The organism is Streptomyces sp. ME19-01-6 (genome assembly GCF_033793745.1).
Classification (GTDB): Bacteria; Actinomycetota; Actinomycetes; order Streptomycetales; family Streptomycetaceae; genus Streptomyces.
In genome coordinates, this window is record NZ_JARAXF010000060.1 from 1 (window position 1) to 25,802 (window position 25,802).

23 protein-coding genes and 2 pseudogenes are annotated in these 25,802 nt (G+C 67.0%); 14 read left to right on the top strand and 11 right to left on the bottom strand.

From position 1 onward, the window contains the following. The 5 genes and pseudogenes from PV419_RS51650 to PV419_RS51670 all read right to left on the bottom strand — a co-directional run. Positions 1-102, bottom strand: a pseudogene (locus tag PV419_RS51650) (bifunctional 5,10-methylene-tetrahydrofolate dehydrogenase/5,10-methylene-tetrahydrofolate cyclohydrolase); the annotation flags it as partial. A 348-nt stretch (positions 103-450) separates the two neighbouring features. Continuing rightward, positions 451-750 carry a hypothetical protein gene (locus PV419_RS53705; protein ID WP_415925567.1) on the bottom strand — a complete coding sequence of 100 codons (300 nt, stop codon included), beginning with the start codon at positions 748-750 and terminating at the stop codon, positions 451-453. 151 nt (positions 751-901) lie between these two features. Next, positions 902-3,346 (bottom strand): SpoIIE family protein phosphatase, encoded by a 2,445-nt coding sequence (locus tag PV419_RS51660; protein WP_319701043.1) that lies wholly within the window; start codon positions 3,344-3,346, stop codon positions 902-904. Positions 3,347-3,525: 179 nt separating this feature from the next. Next, entirely contained in the window at positions 3,526-4,362 is an 837-nt protein-coding gene (locus PV419_RS51665; RefSeq protein WP_319701044.1) for an alpha/beta hydrolase, read from the bottom strand. 34 nt (positions 4,363-4,396) lie between these two features. Then, on the bottom strand, positions 4,397-5,425 hold the full coding sequence (locus PV419_RS51670; protein WP_319701045.1) for a phenylacetaldoxime dehydratase family protein: 1,029 nt from the start codon (positions 5,423-5,425) through the stop codon (positions 4,397-4,399). Positions 5,426-5,826: 401 nt separating this feature from the next. On the opposite strand from PV419_RS51670, the gene PV419_RS51675 reads away from it, so the two are divergent. Then, the gene (locus PV419_RS51675) at positions 5,827-6,855 is read left to right on the top strand and encodes a response regulator transcription factor (protein ID WP_319701046.1); all 1,029 of its coding nucleotides are present in this window, start codon (positions 5,827-5,829) and stop codon (positions 6,853-6,855) included. A 186-nt stretch (positions 6,856-7,041) separates the two neighbouring features. Here the strand turns inward: PV419_RS51675 and PV419_RS51680 are convergent, their stop codons facing one another. From PV419_RS51680 to PV419_RS51690, 3 genes are all read right to left on the bottom strand, one after another. Further along, positions 7,042-10,179 (bottom strand): BTAD domain-containing putative transcriptional regulator, encoded by a 3,138-nt coding sequence (locus tag PV419_RS51680; protein ID WP_319701047.1) that lies wholly within the window; start codon positions 10,177-10,179, stop codon positions 7,042-7,044. Between the two features lie 197 nt (positions 10,180-10,376). Next, on the bottom strand, positions 10,377-10,649 hold the full coding sequence (locus PV419_RS51685; RefSeq protein ID WP_319701048.1) for a hypothetical protein: 273 nt from the start codon (positions 10,647-10,649) through the stop codon (positions 10,377-10,379). Between the two features lie 1,210 nt (positions 10,650-11,859). After that, a complete protein-coding gene (locus tag PV419_RS51690; protein ID WP_319701049.1) occupies positions 11,860-12,462 on the bottom strand; it encodes a sodium:solute symporter family transporter in 603 nt (200 codons plus the stop codon). A gap of 434 nt (positions 12,463-12,896) precedes the next feature. On the opposite strand from PV419_RS51690, the gene PV419_RS51695 reads away from it, so the two are divergent. The 12 genes from PV419_RS51695 (at position 12,897) to PV419_RS51750 (ending at position 22,461) form a co-directional block, all read left to right on the top strand. Beyond that, positions 12,897-13,490, top strand: a complete 594-nt coding sequence (locus PV419_RS51695) for an amino acid synthesis family protein (RefSeq protein ID WP_319701050.1) — start codon at positions 12,897-12,899, stop codon at positions 13,488-13,490. Beyond that, positions 13,487-14,686 (top strand): amidohydrolase family protein, encoded by a 1,200-nt coding sequence (locus PV419_RS51700; RefSeq protein ID WP_319701051.1) that lies wholly within the window; start codon positions 13,487-13,489, stop codon positions 14,684-14,686. Before PV419_RS51695 ends, PV419_RS51700 begins: the two co-directional genes overlap by 4 nt. Positions 14,687-14,726: 40 nt before the next feature. After that, a complete protein-coding gene (locus tag PV419_RS51705) occupies positions 14,727-14,954 on the top strand; it encodes a ferredoxin (RefSeq protein WP_319701052.1) in 228 nt (75 codons plus the stop codon). After that, a complete protein-coding gene (locus tag PV419_RS51710; protein WP_319701053.1) occupies positions 14,951-16,141 on the top strand; it encodes an NAD(P)/FAD-dependent oxidoreductase in 1,191 nt (396 codons plus the stop codon). Before PV419_RS51705 ends, PV419_RS51710 begins: the two co-directional genes overlap by 4 nt. A gap of 37 nt (positions 16,142-16,178) precedes the next feature. Continuing rightward, a complete protein-coding gene (locus PV419_RS51715) occupies positions 16,179-17,327 on the top strand; it encodes an alpha/beta hydrolase family protein (RefSeq protein ID WP_319701054.1) in 1,149 nt (382 codons plus the stop codon). A 15-nt stretch (positions 17,328-17,342) separates the two neighbouring features. Then, positions 17,343-17,594: a hypothetical protein gene (locus PV419_RS51720; protein WP_037672380.1), complete on the top strand. Its 252-nt coding sequence runs from the start codon at positions 17,343-17,345 to the stop codon at positions 17,592-17,594. Beyond that, the gene (locus tag PV419_RS51725; protein ID WP_319701055.1) at positions 17,594-18,436 is read left to right on the top strand and encodes a hypothetical protein; all 843 of its coding nucleotides are present in this window, start codon (positions 17,594-17,596) and stop codon (positions 18,434-18,436) included. Before PV419_RS51720 ends, PV419_RS51725 begins: the two co-directional genes overlap by 1 nt. A gap of 67 nt (positions 18,437-18,503) precedes the next feature. Next, positions 18,504-19,550 carry a dihydrodipicolinate synthase family protein gene (locus PV419_RS51730; RefSeq protein WP_078947647.1) on the top strand — a complete coding sequence of 349 codons (1,047 nt, stop codon included), beginning with the start codon at positions 18,504-18,506 and terminating at the stop codon, positions 19,548-19,550. 4 nt (positions 19,551-19,554) lie between these two features. Further along, positions 19,555-20,871 (top strand): aromatic ring-hydroxylating dioxygenase subunit alpha, encoded by a 1,317-nt coding sequence (locus tag PV419_RS51735; protein ID WP_319701056.1) that lies wholly within the window; start codon positions 19,555-19,557, stop codon positions 20,869-20,871. Next, positions 20,871-21,386: a 3-phenylpropionate/cinnamic acid dioxygenase subunit beta gene (locus PV419_RS51740; RefSeq protein ID WP_142165690.1), complete on the top strand. Its 516-nt coding sequence runs from the start codon at positions 20,871-20,873 to the stop codon at positions 21,384-21,386. Before PV419_RS51735 ends, PV419_RS51740 begins: the two co-directional genes overlap by 1 nt. Positions 21,387-21,397: 11 nt before the next feature. Further along, the gene (locus PV419_RS51745) at positions 21,398-21,673 is read left to right on the top strand and encodes a dihydrodiol dehydrogenase (RefSeq protein ID WP_234311807.1); all 276 of its coding nucleotides are present in this window, start codon (positions 21,398-21,400) and stop codon (positions 21,671-21,673) included. Then, positions 21,670-22,461 carry an SDR family NAD(P)-dependent oxidoreductase gene (locus PV419_RS51750; protein WP_319701057.1) on the top strand — a complete coding sequence of 264 codons (792 nt, stop codon included), beginning with the start codon at positions 21,670-21,672 and terminating at the stop codon, positions 22,459-22,461. Before PV419_RS51745 ends, PV419_RS51750 begins: the two co-directional genes overlap by 4 nt. Before the next feature lie 78 nt (positions 22,462-22,539). Here PV419_RS51750 and PV419_RS51755 read toward each other — a convergent pair whose 3' ends face one another. Both PV419_RS51755 and PV419_RS51760 read right to left on the bottom strand, forming a co-directional pair. Beyond that, a complete protein-coding gene (locus PV419_RS51755) occupies positions 22,540-23,622 on the bottom strand; it encodes a LuxR C-terminal-related transcriptional regulator (protein ID WP_319701058.1) in 1,083 nt (360 codons plus the stop codon). A 316-nt stretch (positions 23,623-23,938) separates the two neighbouring features. After that, positions 23,939-24,758, bottom strand: a pseudogene (locus PV419_RS51760) (HARBI1 family protein). Between the two features lie 86 nt (positions 24,759-24,844). On the opposite strand from PV419_RS51760, the gene PV419_RS51765 reads away from it, so the two are divergent. Beyond that, a complete protein-coding gene (locus tag PV419_RS51765) occupies positions 24,845-25,240 on the top strand; it encodes an ester cyclase (RefSeq protein WP_319701061.1) in 396 nt (131 codons plus the stop codon). 111 nt (positions 25,241-25,351) lie between these two features. Here the strand turns inward: PV419_RS51765 and PV419_RS51770 are convergent. Further along, positions 25,352-25,802 (bottom strand): nuclear transport factor 2 family protein (locus PV419_RS51770; RefSeq protein ID WP_319701059.1); only part of this gene is annotated, 451 nt, incomplete at its 5' end.

A 25,802-nucleotide genomic window follows, 5' to 3' on the forward strand; every position in this document is an offset into this window, starting at 1 on the left:
CGGGATGCCGGCCGCCACGACCAGGACGTCGGCGCGGCGGCACACGGCGGCCAGGTCGCGGGTGCGTGAGTGGCAGATCGTGACGGTCGCGTTCCTCTCTATGCCGGTGAGGACGATCTCGATCCCCGTGTCCTTGAGGACGGTTCATGAATCGTGCCCGGCAGCCGACGTCCTCGAGATCCATGACCAGGTTCTTCGCCGCTTGGGTTACCCAGGACGTGGTCGGATGCGCGGTGGCGCCCAGGACCCGGATGCGGCGACTGCTGTGTTCGATCACCGCGAGTACGTACATCCGCACGCCGGACAAGGTGACCGCCTCAAAGAAGTCACACGCCAGGAGGGCGTCCGCTTGGGAACGCAGGAAGCCGGCCCACGTGCTGGAGCTCCGGCCGGGCGCCGGATCGACGCCGGCATCCTTCAGGATCTTCCAGACGGTCGACGCGGCCACCTTCACTCCCAGCACGAGCAGCTCGCCATGAAGGCACCTGTAGCCCCAGCTTGGATTCTCCCTGGCCAGACGCGCCGCACACGCCGCAGAACCGGCAACGGTAGCCGGTGCAGCAGCGCCGCCAGGAACGCCCGGTCGCCCGGAGTGAACCGTACTCGGGCACCACCGAGTTGGCGTTCGAGCACCGTGATCTGATGGCGGAGAGCCAAGATCTCCGCATCCTTGTTCCGGTCGCTCGTCGGCAGCAGACGCAGCAGCGCGAACGCGTTGATCACTCCCAGGTAGGCCAGTCGCAGCAGCACGGTCGATCATCATGACGCGTCGACTGCCGGCTACGCGAGAGCACCGACTCGAGCGACGAGGCCGACGACCGCCAGTCCAGGTGCAGGCTTCCGACCAGGGCGGATGAAAATCTCGGCAAGCGCAGGGCTTTCAGCAGGCCGATGATCCGTTTCATGCGCCGGATGGGAGCTCAAAGTCCGCAAATACAGACAGCATTTGATCTACTCCGGTCGGAGCATCCTCGGGCGGGCTGAGGAGTTGTTCGGCCCAAATGGTCTTGCCGGTGGCGGAGTAGCGGGTGCCCCAGCGATGGGAAAACTGCGCGATGAGGTAGAGCCCGCGCCCGCCCTCGTCGGTGGTCGCCGCTCGGCGGATGTGCGGGGATGTGCTGCTGGCGTCGCTGACCTCGCAGATGAGGGTCCGATCGAGGATCAGCCGCAGTTTGATGGGGTCATTGCCGTAGCGGATGGCATTGGTGACCAGTTCACTGATGATCAGTTCAGTGGTGAATGCGGAGTCCTCCAGATTCCACCGCTTGAGTTGCCGCAGGACAAGAGAGCGTGCGTTGGCAACGACGGCGGGGTCTCGCGGCAGGTCCCACGTGACGTGGCGCTCGCAACCGAGTGCTCGTGTCTTCACGAGCAAGAATGCGAGATCGTCGTCGGCCGGCAGACGTGGGACCACAGCGTCGGCTATCGCCTGGCAATTGTCTTCGAGAGTCTGGTCGCTCAGCCCGATAGTCGAATGGAGTCGGCCGCGCATGACGGCGTCCGTGGGCCAGGCGTGAGCCAGGCTCTTGGTGTGGAAGAGGAGGGTGCTGCCCTCGGCGAGTTCAACCTCCGCAGCCTCGAACACAGGGTCCCCCAGCCCCAGGGGCTTACTCGGCGGCAGGTCAGGAAAGCGGACCTGCCCCGTCGGATCGGCGATGATGGGCGCGGGGTGTCCAGCACTTGCCATCACACAGCGGCGAGATATGGGGTCGTAGATCGCAAAGAGGCAGGTTGCACCAATCAGTCCCTCTACGATGGGTGCGGCTCCCTTGACATGCTCGCGCTCCACCAAACGCGGCACCATGTCGTCGAGCCGTCCCAGCAGCTCGTCAGGAGCAAGGTCCAGTTGCGCCAGAGTGCGTACCGCAGAGCAGATCTGGCCCATACATGCCGCCGCCGAGATCCCTTTGCCTGGTACGTCTCCGACCACAAGGGCGACGCGCGCTGCCGACAGCGGAATGATGTCAAACCAATCGCCGCTCACGCCGGCGTGTGCCTTGGCGGGGATGAAGCAGTGCGCAACGTCGAGAGCCGTCTGGTCCGGCACGCTGTGGGGAAGCATGCTCCTGTGCAGCGTCACAGCGGCTGTGTGTTCTCGGATGTAACGCCGGGCATTGTCGATGCAGACTGCGGCGCGGCCGGCAAGTTCTTGGGCGAGGACGAGATCATCCCGTTCGAAGGGCCCAGCACGGGCACTGCGGTGCAGGTAGGCGAAGCCCAGCGTGACGTCGCCTGCGCGCAGCGGCACCAGCATGCCGGAGTTCCCTCCCTCCTCGAGGAGGGATCGCGTCTGAGGGCCGAAGATGTCGCGGAGCCCCTCGCCGTTCAGGTCACGCACGGACAACAGCGCCGGTTGATCATTCAGGAAGCTCTCGGACTGAACGGAGTGAGCGGGGATGGTCAGCAGATCTCCCATCTGGCCGGGCCCCTCAGCAGACGTGCTCGCGGTTTTGCGCGCCACACGCCGCAGCACGACGTCACCGGCGTCTGGAGGCCGAGGCTCCTCGCCCTCCGTCACACCTGCCATCAGGTCGATCGCGGCGAAGTCTGCGAACCTCGGGACAAGCAAGTCGACCAGTTCCTCAGCGGTTGTGACCACATCGAGCGTCGTCCCTACCCGGGCTCCGGTCTCGGCGAGGAAAGCCAGGCGCTCGCGGGCCCAGTAGCGGTCGGTGACGTCGATCACAGCGTCCGTGACCCCGATGATCTGGCCATCCCTACCGGTCAACGCGAAGGAGGAGACGGTCCAGACATGCTCCCTTTCCGGGTCAGAAGGGGTTCGTCCATGGTGTAGGGAGTTGATCACGGGTAGTCCTGTGTCCAGGACCTTTCGGAGGCGGTGCTCGATCGCTTCGGTGTCGAGTTCTGGAAGCACTTCGCTGATTCGTCGCCCCAGGGCGTCTTCCCGGGCGATTCCTTGAAGCTTGACCAGAGAGTCGTTCATCCGGATGTATCGAAGTTCGGTGTCGAACACCGCGAGGCCGATCGGTGACTGGGTGAACAGTCCATCAAGGATGGACTGGTCCTCCTGGCGTTGCAGCGGCTTTTCGGCACTGGCAAGGACCAGTGTCCGGTCACTGCCTGGCTCTGTTGAGGTGAGCGGGAAGACGTGAAGTTCGAACTTCAGACGGTGGCCCTCCCGGTGCCTGAGGACCGCCGTCCGACCAGGGCTGTCGCCGGACTTCGCGCGTTCAAGCGCTCCACTGGGGACGTCCGGGGGCGTTCCGGGCCACAGCACAGCCGCCGGCCGTCCCACGACCTCGGTCGTCTTGTATCCGAGGAGCTCCTCCGCCGCGGGGCTCCATGCGGTCACGATGCCCTCGTCATCCAGAACGAAAGTGGCCACAGGCCCGACGGCACGAGGGTCCGCGATGCGGCGGGTTGAGGACACGCTCCCCGGAGTATCCATCTGTCCGACCCTGGCCATGGACTCTTGAGGCCTGGCCGTCGGCATTTCAGGCCATTTTCCACTGCACTGGACATCCGGGATCCCGATAGGGCGGGAACCGTGGCTGTCCCAGTCGATCATTGGACCAGCACCTCCCTTCGTGGCTTGCCCTCGCCCTCACCAGCAATGTTGCAGAGCCATCGGTGCGTCATCTCCGCGATGTCCGCCCAGTTCCGGTCGAGGGTGACGCCATGACCGAAGCCAGCCGCGTAGTGGTAGTCCGCGCCCAGCAACCGGGCCAGCCGGTGCACAGCGGCCGGATCGGACAAGGCGTCGCGCTCAGCCGCGAGGACGAGGAGCGGCCCCGAGATCCTCACCGGATCGACAGTGACGCTCCACTCCGTGGTGACTTGGGCCACCGCCCGTGGGGACTCCGGGACGAGGAGCTCGTAGTACCGCCGGGCAAGCTCCTCGTCGGTTCCGGAGAAGAACAGTTCTTTCGTCAGCTCGAATGGCGGCGGACCCCACATCTGAGTGGGATCGGTTGGTACCTCGAGTTTGTCGGGCGTCGCCTCCCTTGGGAGGCCGGGTGTCAGTAGCACCATGCCCGCGTGCCGATTGCGTTCGGCGTACTTCAGGCTCGCGAGTGCGCCCATGCTGTGGGCGATGATGATCGGTGGTTCCTGGAGCCCGGAAGCCACCGCTTCGATATCGGGGACCACGTCTTCGATGGAGCGCCGGAGGGCCTCTTCCGGCGGCAACGGATGTGACTTTCCGTGTCCGCGCCAGCTCAGAGCGTGGCAGTCCCAGCCTCTGGCTGACAGGTACTTGATGAAATCCTCCCAGCACCACGCCCCGTGGAGTCCGCCGTGCACCAACAGTACGGGGGTCGGCCTGGTGGTCGAACCGGAGTCGGGTCGCCGCCTGGCAACGTGGATGCCGTCGACTTCGTAGTCGACGATGTGGTTCGGCATCGCGCCTCTCCTTCGCCCGGGCGATCCGGGACACTCAGTGGTCAGGAATGAGATCGGAAACAGTGCCGCTCAGGTGACCGAGGAACGGCAGGAGACCCGTGCGGTCGTGACAGTTGAGGTATTCCGCTCGGGCACCGCCCGCCGGCACGACGTAGACCTCGTGACCGAGAACCACGGTGACGTCGGGTGCGAAGTGCCGGGCCAACTCGCCGAAGCTCTGCAAGATGGCGAGATGGGTGGGATGCTCGTGCGCCCAGGCCTCGAGGTGCGCGAGAGACTGCCACCAGGCCAGCGACGAAGTCTGGACCTGCGCATCAGCAGGGTGGTGGACGTCGATCTTGCGGATGCTGAGACACCCGGTGTCGAGGGGGTTTTCCGACAAGTAGTCGACCCCCGCCTGATACACCGGAAGCATCTTCTCCTCGAACCAGTCGCGCTCCGCATCGGGGCAGTGCCGCCACCCTTGAGGTGACCGGATGAAGCACATGTTCTCCGGTACCTCAAACGAGATGAGGCGGCTACGGGACGTCACCGCGGCCGGTGACACATCCGTTACTGTCGCGGGCAGTCCACCGTCCTCTGCGTCGTGGATGCGGTCGCGCATCGACCCGAAGTAGGAGTGGAACGGGTTGAGCTCCTTCGACCGGTTCTTCGCCATGCCCCACCGTGCATCCTGCGTGGAATACGACGTCTCCAATCGGCAGGCCGGTACCTGCAGCGCCTCGACCCAGAGCCCCCCGCTTCGTTCGCCCGGTTTCTGAACCCAGGATTCCAGCGGGTGCTCGGCACGCCACCGGTGGTAGTCGTCCCTCGAGACCCAGTACGCCAGGAACACGTCGTTGACATAGCCGGCCGCGTCCAGGTGCCTTCCGGCCTCGACCTGATACACAGAGGCGTCTGCTTCCAGGGCGTGCAGCACTCGGTCGCGCACGTCCTGGACGTCGGTTCCTGCGTCGTACTGGATGCCGATCTGCGCCATGACGGCGGCGGCGTCCAGCGACGAGAACTCCGAACTGTAGGCCGAGTACGGGTTCTGGAAGTCACTGGGTCGGATCTTCGTCACGGCTGGTTCCTCTCGTGCTCATGGGCCACCGTGGCTGCCCACCACCGGATTGGTCAGACCTCAAGCGAGTACCGTTGCCGGGTACTCGTTGGGGTCCACCGAGCCTGGTGCGCCCTGCCGCGTCCGCGCCCGAGTGTCACCCGAATGGGTAATCTTCCGGACACGGCGGTCCACGGTGGCTGCTACGGGGTCAGCACACTTGACCGCTCTCCGGCATCGGGTTGATCCTCGGATTAGCGCGAGCGGTGAGCGGTGAGACCGTCACGTGCCGGCCTTCCGGGGGACCGACTGGACACGAGGTTCTCGGGACACAAGCGAATGACGACGCAGCACCGAAACGAGCACTTGATGGTGGCCAGCCAGGCGAGCATCAGTCGTTTTACCAGCGAAGGGCTTCAGACGTGAACTCTTCGGTGAGCAGCAGGCTGCTTCGATTCACTGCCGAGGCGGGGACCTGCGCGGAGCAGGACCTGCAGGCGAAGGTCCTTGATGAGCTCGGCCGCGTCGTTCCCGGCAAGGCCGCAGGTGTGTACCTCTTGGGCAGCGTGGGGAACGCAGCATCGAGCGTCCAGGCCTATGGAGTGAGCGACTATTTCCTGGCCAAGTATGAACATCAGGGTCGTGACTCGGACCTGGTGCTGGAGGCGGTGCTGACCAGTCGTTCAGCGGTGACGGAAGCTGAGATCTACGAGCCGGCCGAGTGGATGCTTCTCCCTTTGTACCGACAGGTTCTCGCCTTGCACAGCATCGCTCATACGTTGCAGGCGCCCCTGATCGTGGCGGGGGAGGTACGGGGCACCTTGAACGTAGCTCGTACGTCGGACCAGGGCGCTTTCGCCGTGGGAGAGCTGGCCGTCGTGGAGGCACTTGGCCGTCTCTCCGGGCTGGCGATGGAGAGTGCCAGGATTGCCGAGGAGCTCGGCAGGCGACTCGCACGCGCCTCCGCGGCTCTCGACCTGATCGACGAGCCGGTGGTGGTGACCGACATCCGCACCGCCGAACGCACCGCGAACGTTGCGGCGCAGCGCATTATCGGCGGTCTTTCCGGTGGCCGGACGTTCGACGACCTCCTGGCCCGGTCACGCGACGGAGCGGCAAAGGCACCGGAGGGGACGATGCGTCCCTGCGAAGATCCAGAGACCGGTCTGAAGCTACGGTCGACGCAGCTGCCTGACGACGACATCCTCATCACCATCATGCACACCCCGGCTGAGGCGCCTACCCATGCACGGGCTTTGATTCAGGAGACCCTGAGCCCGAGGGAGTACGAGATCGCGGACCTCGTGGCCTCAGGTTTGAGAGACGGGCAGATCGCCGAGCAGCTCTTCCTCAGTCCCCACACAGTCAAGAAGTACTTGAAGAGCACCTACCGCAAGCTGTCACTGCGGTCACGTGTGGAGCTCACTCGTGCCATGCACGGCGGCGCCTGAACCGTCACTCGGCGATACGTCCGGCGACGCCTGACGGGCAGCGACAGCAGGCCCAAGGCCGGCCGCAGCAACGATGCTCCGAGGCACGGCCGTCATCCCAAGCCGCTTCATGACCCATGCACACGGGGCAGCGAGGTTGCTCGCCCGGCGGCCCGGGCTCTGGATCGCACATTTCCGACCCTCGGATCAGCCTGCCGCAGTGCCGCCGCGTCGCAGCAGGGCGGGCAGGCCAAGGCCGTTCTGGGCGAACAGTCCCTCGGCTGCGGCGAGTTCATCGGCCGCAGCCGAGTCCGATCCCGCTCGCAGGCCGCGCATGTAACGCACGATGGCCAGCACGCGCGGGCTCTCCCTCCTTGCCGCCACCTGCTCCGCGGCCCCCACGGCGGCGGCGAACTGGGGGCTGTCCTGCTCGGCGAGGAGCACGACTCGCGCCCATGATTCCGCGGCCTCGGCAAACAGACCCACATCTGCCAGGCCGACTCCGGCGTCCAGGTGGCGGCGGATCGCTTCGGTCGATCTGCCGTCCACATCGGCGAGGATGGCCTTGCACTGGGCGAGCTGTGCGGCCGGGGCGTCCAGCGACAGCACGGTATTCGACCGGGTCAACTCATCGACCATGTGTCGGCCGGCGTCGATGTGCCCGGCCAGCAGCGTCACCCGTGCCAATGCAGCCTTCGCCGGTACGGCGGCCTCCGGCAGATCGAGTTCCTCGACCAGTTGCACCGCTTCGGCGAGCAGCACGGCGGCGCTGCGGAGGTCGCCCCGGGCCTCGCGGGTCATCGCCCGTCGCAACAGCGCTCGCTGCTGGGCCCAGTTGTCGGCGCACCGGCTGTAGTGTTCGGCAGCAGTCAAGAAGGCCGTTTCGGCATCGGTGGTGCGTCCGCGCGCCAGCATACCCAGGCCACGCACCATCGAGGGCGCGGCCATGGTCCACCGGTCGCCTGAAGACAGCGCCAGACGCCGCGCCTCCTCCAGGACCGCGTCCCCTTGTTCCCAGCGGCCGAGACGGTGCAGCGCGTGCGCCCTGCCCGCGTATGCGAGCGCCAGGTCCGCGATCCGGACGCTTTCATGCCCCCGGGCCGCGTGTTCGGCCTGTTCCCCAAAGTGCACGGCCTCCCGGAGGTGACCGAAAATCGAACCTAGGTTTGCCGCCCACGCGAGCGCCCGCACTCGGATCTCCACGTCCTGTGCAGGCAATGCAAGCGATCTGGTGATCAGCTCCCAGTCCGCCGTACGGCCGCCGCGCATCCAGGTCGTGTATCCGAGTGCACCGGCCAACTGGTGGGCGACGTCACCGAGGCCGCGGTCCAGCGCACGTTGGAAGGCCGCGCGTATGTTGCCCTCTTCCAGCATGAACGTGCGCACGGCCTGCGCCTGACCGGCACCCACAAGCCGGGAACTGCAGGAGATCGCCAACGACACGAAGACGTCCACCTGGGCGCGTACGACGCGTTCGGTCCCACCCATGGCCTCCAGCTTCCGGGCAGCGTAGAGACGGACGGTCTCCAGCAGTCTGAACCGCTCCGGAAAGCCTTCCGCCGCCTCGGCCTGCACCATCGACCTGGCCGCCAGCCGTCCGAGCAGGGCCGGGACGTCGGTGTCGTCCTCGCCCAGACGAGTCCACATTCCACGCACCTGCTGGGGCAGGAACGATCCGCGGAACACCGACAGGCGGCCAAGAGCCTGCTGTTCCCGGCGGTCGAGCAGCTGGTAGCTCCAGCCGACCACCGACTCCAGAGTGCGGTGCCGGTCCGGTCCGCTCCCCGGGCCTCGGTCCAGCTGCCGGAACCGATCGTCCAGCAGACGCTCCACGCCGGCCAGGCCCCCCACGCCGACACGCACCGCCGCCAGTTCTATCGCCAAGGGGATGCCGTCGAGTTGACGACACACACGGCTGATCGTCCGCACACCGGCGGCGTCAACGGTCAGACCCGGCTGTACCGCCTGCGCACGGTCGAGGAAGAGCCGGACGGCAGGCAGTCCGGCCACAGCCACGACGTCGTCGAGGTCCGTCGGCACGGCCAGCGGCGCGACCGGATAGACGGCCTCACCAGGAACGCCCAGCTGCTGCCTGCTGGTGGCAAGGATCGTGGTCGCCTCGGTGCCGGCGTTCAGCGCGGCACAGAGCGCCGCGGCACCGTCCGCGACGTGCTCACAGTTGTCCAAGACCACCAACACCCGACGACCCTTGAGCGCATCGCACAGCATCTGAACCGGACTGCGCCCTCGGCCGGCTGTCCCGCCCGGCAAGGTCGCTGCACTCAGCGCGTCGAGAACGGCCAAGGCCAGATCATCACCAGGCGCGTACGGCACAAGATCGACCACGACGACGTCATGAGCCACCGCCGGTGCCCGGCGGTCGATCAACGCCTGCGACACCTCAAGCGCGAGCCGTGTCTTGCCCACGCCGCCCAGGCCGATCAACGTGAGGATCCTGGTACGGCCGAGAAGCTTCAGCGTGGCATCAACTTCCCCCTCGCGGCCGAGGAAGGACGTGGCGGGCCGGCCTATGCTCGTCGGCCCGGCCGGCTTCGCTCCAGAGACAGCCCCTCCCGTACCCCGCAGGATGAGTCGCTCCATCTCCTGCAGGCGAGCCCCAGGTACGAGCCCGAATCGGTCGGCGAGCACGCGCCGGGCCTCCTGGTAAACAGCCAGGCCATCGGCCTGCCGCTCCAGCCGGGACAGGGTCAGCATCCGCAGCGCCCAGAACTCCTCGACCTGCGGATGCCGCCTCGTCAGCGTCATCAGCTCTACAGCAGCCGTGTCGTACGCCCCTGCGTCCACCTCTGCGGCCAGACACTCCTTGAGTGCCTGCAATCGCAGTTCACCGAGGCGGTCGCCCTCCTCCGCGAGTGCAGGGACGTGCCGTACGTCGGTGTAGGCGGACTCGGACCGCCACTGCGCCAGCGCACGCCGATACGCCTCGGCCACGCCTTCCACCCTGCTCAGCTGGCCCAGTCCCCTGGCCTCGGACAACGCGGTCTCGAACCGCGCCGAGTCGACGGCCTGGCCTGGAAGGTCGAGCAGGTAGCCGCCAGGCACCGCACACAACACGCTCGGGTTGAGCACGCGCCTCAACGACGACACCCGGGCCTGTACGGCGTTACGGACCCCGGGTTTGCGTGCCTCCTTTTCCTCCAGCCCCCATACCTGTCGCACGATCTCCGTGGTTGCCACCGGACGCCCCACGGAGCGGGCAAGCAGCCCGACGAGACCTCGTGTCCGCCCTCCCGCGATCTCCAGCCGCCGGTCGCCCGCGTAGAGCTCCAGTGCTCCGAGGACACGCACGTCGAGGGCGTCACTGTGAGGCTCACCTGCCTTCACGGCATCCTCCTGGTTTGACGTCCCACAGGGAGCCGGGGCGCCCCGCGCCGCCACCCTCAGGACGTTGGAGAGGTCGCCCATCGCCGCACCATGCACCTTCTGCCACGGTTATGCCGGAACCGGCGGCCTTCACCCCTCAGCTTTCCGATGCGCCGCCGCTATGGGGAGGCTCGGTCGCCTCAAGGTGTGAAGCCGCCTCACTGGTCGGCTCTCTCGGTCTCGGCCGCGGAGCAGACCTTGCGTTGATGTGCCCGGAGTCCGAGGAAACCGGCAGCGAATCCACTGATGAGGCCGCTCAGAGCATGATTCAAAGCATTGGCCGTGGCGCTACTCGGCACACCGATCAGCGCATAGTTGATGAGGGCGCTCACCACGGCCCCCATCAGTCCGCCGATGAGACCGCTGATCAGCGAGGCGCGCATTGCGGACGGCCGGTTGGTGGCCGGCAACGGTGTACTTGGCGTGGTCATCGTCGGCTGCTCCTCTTGGTGGGAAAATGAAGTTCACGATCACATCTACTGGCCTGGCTCAGTGGTCGCTGATGCATTGATCAGGAGCCTCGGGTCAGCGCCTCGGGTGGACGGCTTTCGCTGGCCGATGCCGTCGGGCGAAGCCCCTCAGGCCTCGATCCTTGGCGATCGGTGCAGCCGGTCGTAGTTTGTCCAGAAGAGCCGGGAGGCGAGGATCGGGGTTGCCGACGGCCCGCCGAGGCCAGTCCTTGGACGGCCTGGCAGCCGAGCAGGAGCGCGGGTACGTGGGCCCGGCATGCGCTGGTAGGGGAGGCTCCTGCCGGTGACGCGGTGGGCTACTACTTCACCGTCTGCGACCCATCGGCTGCTCGCGTCTCATGGCCGGGTTGACGACGACTGTAAGGGGTCCACACCGTGGCAGTGTCACCCGGACGGGGACAATCGGTTCCTCTCTGCCTGAGCTCCTGCGACCTCCAGCATCCAGATGGGAGGAGACCAGTCCCGCCGACGCCGAGCGCCGCCCGCACAGCGTCGACGGGACCTCGCACTGAGTGCCGATCCGAAGTGGGCACAGAGGGGGGAGTCGTCGGCGGCATCATCGGAACGGTGCTCGCCCTCAGCGGTGCGGTTGCGACCGGCAGCGCCTCCTCGGCGAAGAGCCGTCGGACCGTGACCCACCGCAGCCCGGTCGTCCCGGCGTTCGCCGCTTGCCATGCGGCTATCGTTGTGGCGGCGGTGCTCGGTCTCATCGGCATGTGGCCGTGTGCGAGCCTCGCGTTCCACCCCTTGTCCGGACTTCCAGCGGGCGCGACGACGCACTGGCAGCCGCCTCCATCCGGTAAAAGCACTCCGCGCTGAGGGCGATCGTCAGCAGGCCGGCTCTGCCCATCGGACCACGCCGCCGGCGTCGTCGTCGTACGCACCGTGATCACAAGCCAGAGCGCACACGATGGCCGAGGCTCGGCCATTGGTGACCAACTCGGAGACGACCAGGACGGCCACGTCCACGGTGCCGACTGGGCTGTCCCGCCCCACCCGCGGGGCCAGGACCCGGCGCAGTATCGGCCCACAGCCGCAGGGATCCGCGGGACCGGGCAGTCGTACACGAGTGCCCGGGCTCCGCGACGTCAGCGCGCGGTGAAGGCAAGCTCCGCGGTCGTGTCGATGCGCCTCGATTCACGTCAGGGTCGCTGCGGTTTCCCGCCGGCCATCAAGTGCTGTTGGCTGTCCGGATAAAAGCCGGACGTCGCATTTCTCCGGCGGCTCGCAATGTTTCCGATCCACCCAGCAAGGAGGCCAACGTGACCGAAATCAGAGTCGCAAGTGTGCAGTGAAAACTAGAGAAGTTACGCTGGGGGAAGAACGCGGCAGGATTGCCGGAGGTAACGGGAGAGAATAGGACGCCTACTGCGGCCGAAAACCAACGCGCTGCGGAGACCTCGTCGGCTTGGCTGGCTTTCCCCTTAGTGATGAGCGGGGCGTAGACGTCATGCGCGAGCGTTGTTGCCACGGCAAGCGACAGGCCGGCCACAACCGCCAAAGTCGCGATGAAAGCTGCGGAGGCAGCGAGTACGGTGAACAGGACGCCGCCAATGGAGCTGGACAGGCTCCGTGTCACCTCGATGGTGAGGAGGTTGACGGATTGGTCCCCCGTGGGATCAGTGGCGGAGATCGCTCGCTTTCCTATCAAAGCGGAGGTCCCCAGGCCCATTACGCTGATGAAGGCGGCAAAGGCGACTGTAATGAGTAGCGTATGACGCACCAGAGAATGTGCCGCTCTGCTGTTTGGTGCCGTCCCCAAGTGCATGGTCACGTGTGGCATTGACGAGCGAGGAAAGGGAGCCGGAGGTCGGGCCCCGGTTTTCTGTTTGTCCGGTGACAGGATGGTTTTTCATTGTGTGAGCGGAGGTTTTGCCGACAATCAAACGGTTCACGGCTCTTCCCTCGTCGCGGTTCTTCCTGCCGCCGATGCAGCAGCGATGAGTAAGACCCTAGGAATGTCAGATTCGTCACGCAGTCCCCGTTCGGGTGTATTGGACGTGAGTTGGGCCGTGTGCTGACCCAGCACGGCTGCAAGATCGTCCTTTCCGAGCGCTCGTGACCGTCGGGACGTCGTCGTGCCCGGCCCCCGGCCCTGGGCAGGCCCAATACACCCGAACGGGGACTGTGTGGCGGCAATGGCTTTCCTAGTGTCTTTGCCATCGCTGCAGGGTCTGCAGCCGGCGGAGCCGCAATGGAGGAAGCACCGTGAGCAGTCTGGTTGTCCGTAAGACCTTCGCCCAGATTGAGGAAACCCATCTCGCCGCCGGACGGACGGACGGCCAGGGGCCGCTGAGGAAGGTCGCGGTCTGCGCCGTGGTCACCAACCCGTTCGCCGACCGCGGCTACGTCGCCGATCTCTCCGAGCTCGTGGACGCTTCCCACGAGATCGGCACCCGGCTCGGTGAAGAGGCCGTGCGTCTGCTCGGTGAGGCACCGCAGAGCTACGGCAAGGCAGGCGTCGTCGGCACCGGCGGTGAACAGGAGCACATCAACGCCGCGCTCACCTCCACCTTCGGCAACGCCCTGCGGGACGCGATCGGCGGCGGCAAAGCATGGATCACATCCGTCACAAAGGCGGGGGCCGCCGGCACGACCATCGACGTACCCCTCGCCTTCAAGGACGAGATCTGGGTCCGTAGCCACTACGACGCGATCACCGTGCACCTCCCCGACGCCCCCCACCCCGATGAACTGGTCATCATCGCGGCGGTCGCCAACCGGGGCCGGATCAACGCCCGGGTCGGTGGAATGAGCGCCGCCGAGGCGAACTCCAAGGACACTTCCAAGGCGGCGTCGTGAGCAGCATCGCCGTCACCAGCGCTGGCGCGATCCTGTCCGGCGACCACCGGCAACCCGTCATCGCCGACGCCGACACCGTGATCGCCGTCGACGGCACGATCACAGCGATCGGCCGGAGGGCGGAACTGGCCGCACAGGTGGAGGCCAGCGAGGTCGTCGTCGACGCCCAGGGCGCGACGATCGCCCCAGGGTTGATCGACTCGCACTGCCACGTCGTACTTGGCGACTACACACCTCGTCAGAAAACCGTCGACTTCCTGGCCAGTTACGTGCACGGCGGCATCACCAGCGTGGTTTCGCCCGGCGAGATCCACGCCCCCGGACGACCGCACGACGCCGCAGGCGTCAAGGCGCTGGCCATCGCCGCCAGGTCCTGCTTCGCGGGCTTCAGCCCCGGGGGCATGACCGTGCACGCAGGGTCCGTCGTCCTGGAACCGTGCCTGACCGACCAGGACTTCGCGGACCTCCAGGCCGCCGGTGTCCGCCTCGCCAAGTTCGGGTTCGGGCTGTACGAGGATCCGGCCGACGGATACGACCAGGTCCGCTCCGCGCAGAAGCACGGCATCACGGTCATGTGCCACTCCGGCGGTGCCAGTATCCCCGGCAGCAAGCCGATCACCCCGGAACACCTGCTCCACCTCGCGCCCGACGTGTGCGGACACATCAACGGCGGCCCCACGTCGCTGCCGGCTACGGGGGTGGACACGATCATCGAGCAGACCGGGATGGCCCTGCAGCTGGTACAGGCCGGCAACCTCCGGTCCGCGGTCCGAATCATCGAGAAATGCCACGCGGAGGACCGCTTCGACCGTGTGGTGATCGGCTCGGACACCCCGACCGGCACCGGGGTGATGCCGCTCGGCGTCATCAAGACGGTCGCGGAGCTCTCCTCCCTGTCCGGTATCGACCCGGCCCAGGTGTGGGCTGCCGCCACCGGGAACAACGCCCGCACCTGGAGCCTGCCCGCCGGCTTCATCGCAGCCGGGGCGGCCGCGGACATCGTCGTGATGGACGCGCCCTGGGGATCGACCGCCGACGACGCGCTCGGAGCCCTGGCCATCGGGGACATCCCCGGCATCACCGCCGTGATCACCGCCGGTGTCCTGCGCAACCTGACCAGCCGCAACACCCCCAGGGCGGCGCGCCTCGTGCACGTCGAGCCGGCCATGCCACACCTCGCCGCCACCGGTCACTAGAGCAATCCCGAGCTGGGGCCACCAGAGGAACGCGCCCCGCGTGAACAGGAAGAGTGCCATGTCCGTCCAGGTGATCTTCGAACGGGCCAAGTGCCAGGGGTACGCCAACTGCCTCATCGAAGCCCCCGAGATCTGGGACTTCGACGAGGACGACAACAGGGCGGTGCTGCGCCTGAGCGACCCCGGCGACGCGCTGCGAGCCAAGGCCGAGGCGTCCGCCAGGTGTTGCCCGGCCCAGGCCATACGCGTCGAGGAGCTGAACCCGTGAAGCGCATCGTGGTGGTCGGCGGTTCGCTGGCCGGCGTCAACGCGCTGGAGGAGATCAGGGAACGCGGCTTCTCCGGCGACCTCGTCCTCGTAGGCGCCGAGCCGCGCCTTCCGTACACCAGACCGCCGCTGTCCAAAGAGGCGCTGGCCGACGGAATCAACTACGAGCAACTGGCGTTGCGGCCCCCCGGCTGGTATACGGAGCACGGCGTCACCCTCCGTCTCGGACATGCCGCCTCGGGCCTCGACCCCCGCGGTCGAGTCGTCGTACTGGACGACGGGACGACGATCGCGTACGACGGCCTGGTCATCGCGACCGGCTCGTCCTCACGCAGATCCGCCCTGACGGCCGGGATCACTCGTGCCCACGAGCTCCGCGGCGTCGATGACGCCGAACGGCTGTTCCGTGCCCTGCGGAACTCCAGCCATCTCGTCGTGATCGGCGCGGGCTTCATCGGATTGGAGGCAGCTGCCACCGCGCGAGGACTGGGGCTCGACGTGACGGTCGTGGACATCGCCGCGTCGCCGATGCACCGGGCCTTCGGCCCCGAGGTGGGCGATTGGTTCCGGCGTCGGCACGAGGAACGCGGGGTCCGGATCCTGTGTGCCACGGGTGTCGCACAGATCGAGGAGCAGGGCCCTCGAACCCTGGTCCGGCTGGCCGACGGCGAGACCCTCGCAGCCGACGCCCTGCTCGTCGCCGTCGGAGCCGCACCCGCCACGTCCTGGCTGACCGGGTCCCTGGTGTCGGTCGGAGACGGAATCCTCTGCGAACCGGACCTCGCGACAAGTGTCCCCGACGTCGTGGCCGCCGGGGACGTGGCCCGATGGCACAACCGGACATTCGACGAGTCGATGCGCGTCGAGCACTGGACCAACGCCGTCGAGCAGGGCCGTCACGCCGCCGCGACCCTGCTCGGCGAGCGACGCCCCTTCGAGTCCGTCCCCTTCTTCTGGACCGACCAGTTCAACGCGAAGCTGCGCTGCGTCGGCCGGCCGGGGGCAGCGGACGACGTCGAGATCCTCACCGAGAACGACACCACCCTCGTCGCGGTCTACGGCCGCCGAGGACTCCTGAGCGGCGCCGTGTGCGTCAATGCTCCACGCCAACTCGCCACGCTGCGCCAGGCGGTCGCCGCCCGCACACCCTTTGCAGAGGTGGCCGGGTCCGGCCTGGTCCCCTCCTGACCGCCACAGCACCACGCCTCACTACCCAAGGACACAGATGACCAGCACAGCCATAACCGAGAACCGTGACGCCCTGTCGATCATCGAACTGTTCCCGCAGGACGAGGACTGGTCGCTGCAGACGATGCGCCTGCTCGCGCAGGTCGCCGTAGGCGGCGCCGACCTCTTCGAGTGTGCGCGCACCGCCGCCCGCATCGGCCGCACGACGACCGACGGCGAGGTCTGGCAGCGGGAATGGAGCCGTACCGCCGAAGAGGTCGCGGCTGCCGGCGAGGCGGCTCTGGAACGCGGTGACATCACCACCGCGCAACGGGCCCTGCAGAGGTCGTGCAGCTACTACCGGCACTCGGAGTTCTTCCTCGCATCCTCCGACCCGCGCCGGGAGCAGGCGTACAGGAAGGGGACAGCGAACTTCCAGAAGGCCGCCGAGCTCACCGGCGGACTGATCGAGCGCATCCAGGTCCCCTTCGAGGGCACGACGATGGACGGCTACTTCGTCCGGCCCGACACCTCGGACACGCCCCGGCCCACGGTCCTCTTCCTCGGTGGCGCGGACTCCTGGGCCGAGGAACTCCACTTCCTGGGCGGCTCCGAGTTCCCGGCCCGCGGCATCAACGTCGTCTTGGTGGACACTCCCGGCCGCGGCAGCTCCCTGCGCTTCAAGCAGCTCTACAGCCGTCCCGACTACGAAGTCCCCGTCGCGGCCGTCCTGGACTTCCTGGAGCAGCGCCCCGACGTCGACGCCGACCGCATCGGACTCGCCGGAGTGAGCTTCGGCGGCTACTACGCTCCCCGGGCGGCGGCCTTCGAGCCGCGGGTGAAGGCGGTCGCGGCCTGGTGCGGCACGTGGAGCATCCTCACCGACTTCTACGAGTTCTACCCGCCCCTGCAGCAGCAGCTGCAGTGGCTGACCGGGTCCAAGGACGACGCCGAGGCGCGCCGCAAGCTGGCCGCTTTCACGCTGGACGGCGTGGCCGAGAAGCTCAGCGTCCCCGTCTACGTGATGCACGGCACCGACGACATCATCATGGACATCGCGGGTGCCCGGCGCTTCATCGACGCCCTCACCACCGACGACGTGACCGCCGACATCTACGACGGCGCCGGCTCGCTGCACTGCAGCTACGACTACTTCTCCGTCGCGACCGCGCGCCTTGCCGACTGGTTCGTCCAGCGGCTCGGCTGAGGCACGGAGACCGCCGTGTACTCAATCCACCGACTCCTGTGGGACATCCGCCGGCATCCCGATGTGGCGGCCCGTTATCGGTCGAGCCCCGACGAGGTTCTCGACGCCTACGGCATCACCGGGGAGTTCCGCACCTGGATGAAGGACCTCGACTTCAAGTCGATGTACGAGCACGGGGTCAACCCGTACCTGCTGTATTTCTGCGCGATCCAGCTGGAGGTCGACCGCGCCGCGTACTACGCGCAGATCCGAGGGGAGAAGTCCTGATGAGCACGTACGGCCGGATCGTCGGCGCCTTCGCTACATCCCACTCGCCCGGCATCACCGGGTGGCCGGAGCGCGCCGCGTCCGACGCCCGCGCCACGGTGGAGCAGGCGTACGCCGAGGTGCGTCGTCGTATCGAGGACCTCGAACCGGACGCCGTGATCGCGGTGTCGGTCGAGCACTTCACCAACTTCCACCTCGGCACCCTGCCCGCCTTCGCGATCGCCACCGGGGATTCCTACCTCGGGCCCGCGACCGCGGAGATGGCCGGCTTCCTGAACGTCGAGCAGCACCAGTACCCGGGTGCGGCCGCCTTGGGCAGCCACTTGTACGCCTTCGCGCTCGGAGCGGAGTTCGATCCCGCCCTGGTCGAAGGGGGACTGGAGTTCGACGAGAACTTCTGCGTCCCACTGAAGCACCTGGACCCCGGCTCCAGGTACCCGCTGGTCCCCGTGATCGTCAACGGGGTGAACCCTCCGTGGCCCACGCCGAAGCGCTGCTACGACTTCGGGCGCATGATCCGCGAGGCCGTGGAGAGCCAGTCCGGAGCCGAGAGGGTAGTGGTCCTCGCCACCGGTGGTCTGTCGCACTGGGTCGGACTCCCGGAATCCGGCGACATCAACGAGGAGTTCGACCGCGCTTTCATCGCGCGGCTGGAGTCGGGCGATCCGCAGCGCCTGACGGAGTACACCAACGAGGAGATCGACCGGGCCGGCAACGGGGCCCACGAGATCCGCACCTGGCTTGTCGCCGCGGGTGCGGCCGGGGTCGGCTTCGACGTCCTCGCCTACGCGCCGGTACCCGCCTGGCTCACCGGCACCGCGGTCGCCGCAGCCCGGCTGTGACCACCGCATAGGCCCCACAAGAAAACGCACTGCCTCCAGGAATTCAGGAATTACAGAAGGAGTTACCGTGAGCAAGCTTCCCAAGATCACCGGACGCGACATGCGCGGTGTGATGGCCTACCCCCCGACCCCGGCCCTGCCCGGCGCCGAGCGCGTCGACGCGGTCGACACGGTCGACCTGGACGAGACCGAGCGCATGATCCGCAACCTGATCAACGACGGCGTCGACGCGATCGCGCTCAACGGCACCCTCGGCGAGATGGCCACCCTCACCCTGGAGGAGTGGAAGGCGTACGCGGCCTGTGTCGCGGAGACCGTCCGGAGCGTCGACGAGGACTTCCCGGTCTTCATCGGCGCCACCACCCTCAACACCCGTGACACCGTCTCCCGGATGAAGTACCTGGCCGATCTCGGGATCACCGGCACGCTGCTCGGCCGGCCGATGTGGGGAGAGATGGTCGCCCCGGTGATGGAGCGCTTCTACCGCGACGTCGCCACCGCCGTACCGGAGCTGGCGATCGTCGTCTACGACAACACCGCGGCCTTCCGCGGCATCATCCCCCGGCGGGTGTACAAGACGCTCGTGGAGCTGCCGCAGGTGGTGGCGGTCAAGTACGCCGGCGGTGCGTCGGTCGGCTTCCGCTACCACAACGACATGGCGCACACCGGGACGAGTTTCCCGCTGATGTCCATCGAGACCGACTGGTACCCGGCCTGGGAGATGTACGGCGAGGAGCTCGTCGGCATGGCCTGGTCGTCCACGACCGCGATGGGTCCCGGCCCGGTCCTGGAACTGCGTGACGCGCTCCAGCAGGGACGGATGGAGGACGCCCGCTGGCTCACCGAGCGGCTGCGCTGGGCCCACGAACCCTTCCTGGTGGGCCAGGACTTCATGGAGTTCGCCAAGTACAACATCCCGCTGGAGAAGATCCGGGTGAACGGCGCCGGTTACCTCAACGTCGGCAAGTGCCGCCCGCCGTACACCGAGGACCTCGTCCCGCAGGAGCATGTGACCACGACCGACGAGCATGTGAAGCGCTACCTGCAGATCCGGACCGAGATCGAGCAGCGGTTCGGCAAGCGCACCCCGAAGCAGGCTCTGAGCCAGGTGTGACGGGATGAACACGAAACCGGAATCCCAGTCCCTCGCCGCGTGGGTCGAGGAGACCCGCGAGGGTATCGACAGCGGCCGGTTCCCCGCCCGCGCCTTCAACGACCAGGCCGTTTACGACCTGGAGCAGGAACGGCTCTTCTCCAAGACGTGGTGCTTCCTCGCCCACGAGAGCGAGATCCCCCATCCCGGCGACTACGTGACCCGGTACATCGGGAACAACAACCTCATCGTCGCCAGGGACGAGCACGGCGAGATCCACGCCAACCTGAACATGTGCCGGCATCGCGGCAACGTGATGTGCAAGGCGGAGATGGGCAACGCCTCCCACTTCCGCTGCTCGTACCACGGCTGGACCTACAAGAACTCCGGCGAACTGGTGGGCGTGCCCTACATGAAGGAGGGCTACGAAGGCAGGCTCAAGCGCAAGGACTGGGGTCTGGTCCGGGTCAGGGTGGACTCCTACGAGGGGCTTGTCTTCGGCTGCCTGGACCCGGAGGCGCCGCCCCTGGACGAATACCTGGGAGGGTTCCAGTTCTACCTGGACCTCTACCTCAAGCACGGGCTCGGCGGGGTCGAGGTCCACGGGCCGCCGGACCACTGGATAGCCGACACCGACTGGAAGATCTGTACCGAGAACTTCGCAGGCGACGGCTACCACACCCCGGTGGCCCACCAATGGGGATTCCACCTCGGCTACTTCCCTTCCTCGGGCTCGACGCACAGCCAGGGCTGGGCCGTCAGCATTCCCGGAAAGGGCCACGGCATCGGTCTGGGACACGGTCCGAACTTCCCGCCTTTCGGAGGTTTCCCCGACGATCTGGTGGCGGAGATGAAGCAGTCGCTCAGCCCGGAGCAGGTGGAGGTGTTCTCCCGCACCCGGACGGCGGTCGGGTCGGTCTTCCCCAACCTCTCCTTCCTGATGCAGCCGTTCAGCCTGGAACCCGGCGAGATCGGGGTCCGATTCGTCACCATGAGGCTCTACCACCCCGTCGGCCCGGGCCGGATGGAGATGTACTCCTGGTGCCTGGTGCCCAAGAACGCCTCGGAGGAGTACAAGAAGGAGGCCTACCGCGCCTACACCTTGGCGTTCGGCCAGGCGGGCACCTTCGAACAGGACGACTTCGAGAACTGGACGAAGGTCACCCAGGCAGCAGGGATGACGATGGTCCGCGATGTCGACTTCCCCTACATCATGGGCATGGACAGCCCGCCGGACCCGGAGTTCCCGGGCCCGGGCCACGCGGTCGTCCCCTACGTCAACGACACCAACTTCCGGAACCTGTGGAGCCGGTGGGCGGACTACCTGGCAGGGGAGGCGTGATGGGCGAGCAACCCGTCGACCGCGACACCGCCTCCGAGATCCAGGAGTTCATGTTCCGTGAGGCGCTGGCGCTCGACGAACGCCGCTTCCGGGACTGGCTGGCTATGCTGACCGACGACATCCGCTACGAAGCGCCACTGCGAGTGATCCGGGAAGGCCTCGCAGTCTGGGATCTCTCGCCGACGTCGCGGATTTTCGACGACGACCGGCAGACCCTCGAGGTGCGGATCCAGCGGTTGGAGACCGACTTCGCCTGGGCGGAGCAACCGCCCTCCCAGACGCGGCACTTCGTCACCAACGTTCTGGCCGACCCGGGCGACAACCCGGACGAGTACAAGGTTCACTCCAACTGCTTCATCTACCGCAGCCGCGGCACCAGTCCGACACCGAGTCTCTACTCGCTGTCCCGCAAGGACGTCGTCCGTCGCACGGAGGACGGATGGCGCCTGGCCCGCAGATGGGCGGCCTTCGACCAGGCGCTGATCAACGCGCACAACCTGTCCATCCTGATCTAGCGAGGCACGACGTGGACGAGATCAGCAAGCAACCCACCATCGAGCGTCCGCCGGTCGGTGACGTCTCGCAGTACCCGGAGCAGTCGGCCGAGGGGCCGATCGTCATCGCGAACGAGTTCGCCGACGTCGTGATCCGCAAGGTCGAGACGCGCAACGGCATGCGGCTGGACATCTGGTCGCCTCGCCGGGGCAGCAGGATCCTTCTGGACGCGGTCGCCCTCGACTGCCTCACCTTCCAAGAGCCGGAACTGATCTCGGAGCTGCTGGAGAGGCGGCCGGCACCGTGAGCGGGCGCCTCGGTGGTCTGAGCATGCTCGTCGCCGGTGCCGGTTCCGGCATCGGCAGGGCTGCCACCCTGGCCTACCTGCACGAGGGCGCGACGGTCACCGCGATCGAGCGGTCCACCGAGCACGCTGCCGCACTGCGCCGCGATGGCAAGGGCTCGCCCCTGCACGTGGTCGAAGGAGACGCAACCCGTGCCGACGCCCTTGCGAAAGCAGTGGAAGAGGCAGTCCTGGCCGGCGGAGGACTCCATCAGCTCACCTGCTGCGTCGGCGTGTTCGATCATTACGCCTCGCTCCGCGAGCTTTCCGTGGACAAGCTCGTCGGTGCCGCCGAGGAGACGTGGCGGCTCAATGTCCTCAGCACTCTGGTCGCGGTCGCCACGGCGTGGCCGGCGTTGCGCGACACCCGCGGTTCCGTGACCCTCACTCTCTCGGAATCGGCCTTCCGCCCTGCCGGTGGAGGTGTCCTCTACGGGAGCTCCAAGTGGGCTCTGCGCGGCGTGGTACAGCACCTCTCAGTGGATCTTGCCCCCTATGTGCGGGTGAACGGGGTCGCACCGGGAGGTACCACGGGCACCAGGTTCTCCGGCCTGGACGCTCTTGGGCAGGGCGAGTCCACCGTCGACGCCAGGGGCGGCCGCGACGAGCGCATCAGAGCCGGCACCGCTCTCCAGGTGAAGCCGACTCCCGAGGACCACGCCGGTGCCTTTGTCTACCTGGCCGACCCGGTTGCCGCACGGATCGTCACGGGAGTCGTCATCAACAGCGACGGCGGGCATGCCCAGGGCTGACGAGGCACGTGTGGCCCCGCGGCCGCTTCTCGTACGCGGCGTACGGCGAGAGTGCGGCCGCGGGGCCACAGAAGGGGGTCAGCCCGTCGCGCCCGCGTTACCGCCATGCGCCCAAACGCGCTGGATGAGTTCCGCCCTATTGCGCGCGTCAACTTTGGCGAACATGCGCTTGAGATGCTGCTTCACCGTGTTCTCGGTGATGAAGGCCTGTTCCGCGATCTGTCTGGTGCTGAGACCCTGAGCGACCAATTCGGCGATCTCCTGCTCTCGGCGGGACAGCACGTTCCACGCCGGCAGGGTTCGCGTCCTTTCACTATCGGCCTTGAACACCAAGGTGACCGCGACGTCCTGCGTCTGCGACACGTGAAGGGATCTCGTGATCAGATGCTCGCCGGATCCGGGGTCGTGGACGCTCCCGGTGTAAACGCGCCGGCCGTTCGTGCGGAATTCTTCCATCGCCTCGGCGATGGGTACGTCGAGAGGACCGCCCAACCCGTCGGCGCCGCCCGCCTCCAGTTTGCGTGCGGCCCGGTTCCGGAACAACGTCCGGCAGTCCAGGTCGGTGACGACGACAGGCTGCGCAAGCGAGTCCAGCGCCTGCTCGAGGAAGCCGACACGGCGGCCGGTGGCCTCGAAGCGCAAGGCCCGTTCCATGGCCAGGCCAAGCTGCTCACCCATGAACCCGGCGGCCGCAAGGTCCCTCCGGCTGAACCTGGGACGGCTCTGCGCCCGCGCGAAGTTCAGAGTACCGAAGACAGCCCCGCCCACTATCACCGGCGCCTCCAGCGAGTGGACGAATCCAGCCACGCCCAGCGCCGCGTACGCGCCGCTCGACTCCCATACCTCGGGAACGGGGACACGAGACGAATCGATGGCTCTTAGTTCGCGTAGCGCGAATTCGAGGACCGGGTCATCTCGTCTGCCGTAGTCCTCGTAATCGTCAAGAAAGCGTTGTTGCGCCGAAACTCCCATGATGCCGACCCGGTCGGCATCTGCGTGGAGCCGGTACGCCGCGTGGGCATCTGAAGGGATCATCGGTGCTCCGGCACGCATGAACGCGTCGGTAACCTCGTCCACACTAAGGGCCGACTGCAGCGCACGGACATACTGCTGACGGGTATCGATGGTTGCGGATGTCTGTGACTGCATTTTCTCGATCACCTTTTACTGTGTGCTGAGTTCGCGTTGGAGACCGCGTCAGCTAGCCCGAGAGAATAACCTATTCTTTCCCCGCCCGGCCAGGGTGTCAACGAATGAGTGCGCCTCACGGAGAGACGTCAGGGGCACGTCAGCGTGATCTTGCGGATTTTACTCACCAGCGGTTACGGCTTGGGCGCGACATGACTTTTTCTTCACTTTCGGGAAAGCGGCGCTCAGGCTGAAGACCTCGCGGTGCCCGTCGCGAACCGCGATGGGGGTGGGCGCGGTCGGTTGACTGAGCCTTTCCCAGTAATGGATCGCGACGCTGTGTGATCGTTCAGATGGTGCGGTCGTACTCGAGTTGGAGTAGGACGAGGGCTGCGGCGGCGATCTGCGTGATGCGGCTGGGGTCGAGGCTGACCCTGCGCAGGGCCTTGAAGGTGGTTTTAAGCAGGGAGTTGGCGCGTTCGCACACACCGTGGATGCCGCGGATGACCTTGTTGTACGTCTGCTGGGCCTCGGTCAGTTCGCCTCCGGCGGGCTTCTTGTGCGGGTGGCGGAAGCCGGCGCCGGCGTTCTCGTAGCCGAGGTCGACGAGGGTCGGCATGTCCAGCTCGGCGGCGATCCGGTTGAGGGCGTCGATCAGGCCGTGGTGGCGGGCGCCGGTGGTGTCGTGTTCCCGGCCCGGGCGGACCGGTGAGACTCAGATCGGCCAGCCGTCCGGGGTGGCGATGACCTGGATGTTCCCGCCGTGGTGCTTCCGGACCACCAGAGGTCTGCGCCGTTGGGGCCGGGGGCGGCGACGTGGTCGGTGCGGATGACGGTGCCGTCGAGGTTCACGTGCGTGAGCCCTGCTGCCTTCGCACGCTCCAGCGCGGTGGACAGGTCCGGTGCACCGGCGGCCAGGACGGCCAGTCCTTCGTGGAGGTATCGGTAGGAGGTGGAAACCGACAGGCCATTGCACAGGCGAGTTGGGCCAGTCGGGCGCCGTCGAGGAACCAGCGCAGCACGAGCACGGCCTGCTTGAAGCAGCCCAGCGCGCGTCGTCCCTTGCGGGTTCTGGCCGCGATCCGGTGGTCGCGCAGGAGGCTGGCCAGGTGCTCGGCGGTGGACCGCTTCACATCGAGCACGGCGGTGTATGTGACACTGGTCGGCACGTGAGCCCCCTCGGTCGGATCTTTCTGTTCGCAAGATCGTTCCTACCAGGGGCCTTAGGCCTGCCCGGACTTGGGGATGCCGCGGACTGCGCGACGCGCCTCGCGCTCACGGACGGTATCCGACGGTTACTGGGAAGAGCTCACCGGCTGAGGACTTCCACGACCACAACCGCCCCGCAGGCTTCGGCGACGAAGCCAGCGACCGCGACGTCCTTGTCATGCCGCTGACCGCACTGGCCACGGCGTTTCCCGACGGCCGGCACACCATCGAACGACTCACCCCCGTCGGCACCGACGAAGCACTGCTGTACCGGCGGTTCACCGGCACCGCCTTCCTCGGCGCCGTGACGGCCGGTGCCCGCGTGGACTTCGCCGGCACCGACCTGTCCGCCGCCGGCAGCGGAGCCTTCACCGCACAACGCCACGTCGAAGACCTGCTCACCCTCACCGGCCAACCGCGCCCGGATCACAGCGGATCATGACCGTGTCACCGACGCCGGAAAGCAAGCGGTGGCCGCATCGAGAACGTCGATACGGCCGCCGCTGCCGTGACGAGGTTCCGTCGCCCGACGGTGATGCCGGGACGACGAGAATCAGACGCCGTAGGGGTTGTCGATGATGTAGACCCAGTCCCCCTCGCTCGTCCTCCTCATCACCTCGACCGCCTTTCCTTCCACGGTGCCGCCCTCGCTCGTGATCCGCCAGGACGGCTGGACCATCGCCAGGTCGCCGTTCTGATGGACCGACGTGGCCACCACCTCCATGGTGCTGGGCGAGGCGAGGTAAGGCTTCAGCGCTTCCTTGATGCTTTCCCTGCCGTAGACCGGCTCCTGTCCCGGTCCCGGTACGAACATGGCGTCTTCGTCGAACAGGGAACCCAGCCCGTCGAGGTCCCGGTCCTTGAGGTACTGGGCGAAGCGCTCGTGCACAATTTCCGGTTTCATATTCTTTCCTTTTCTTTTCGTTTCTTCGTTGCGGACGGGCGGGTCGGCTACGGCCGATCTATGTGCGCCATTGACCGGTGGTGCGCGGCGACAGCCCCAG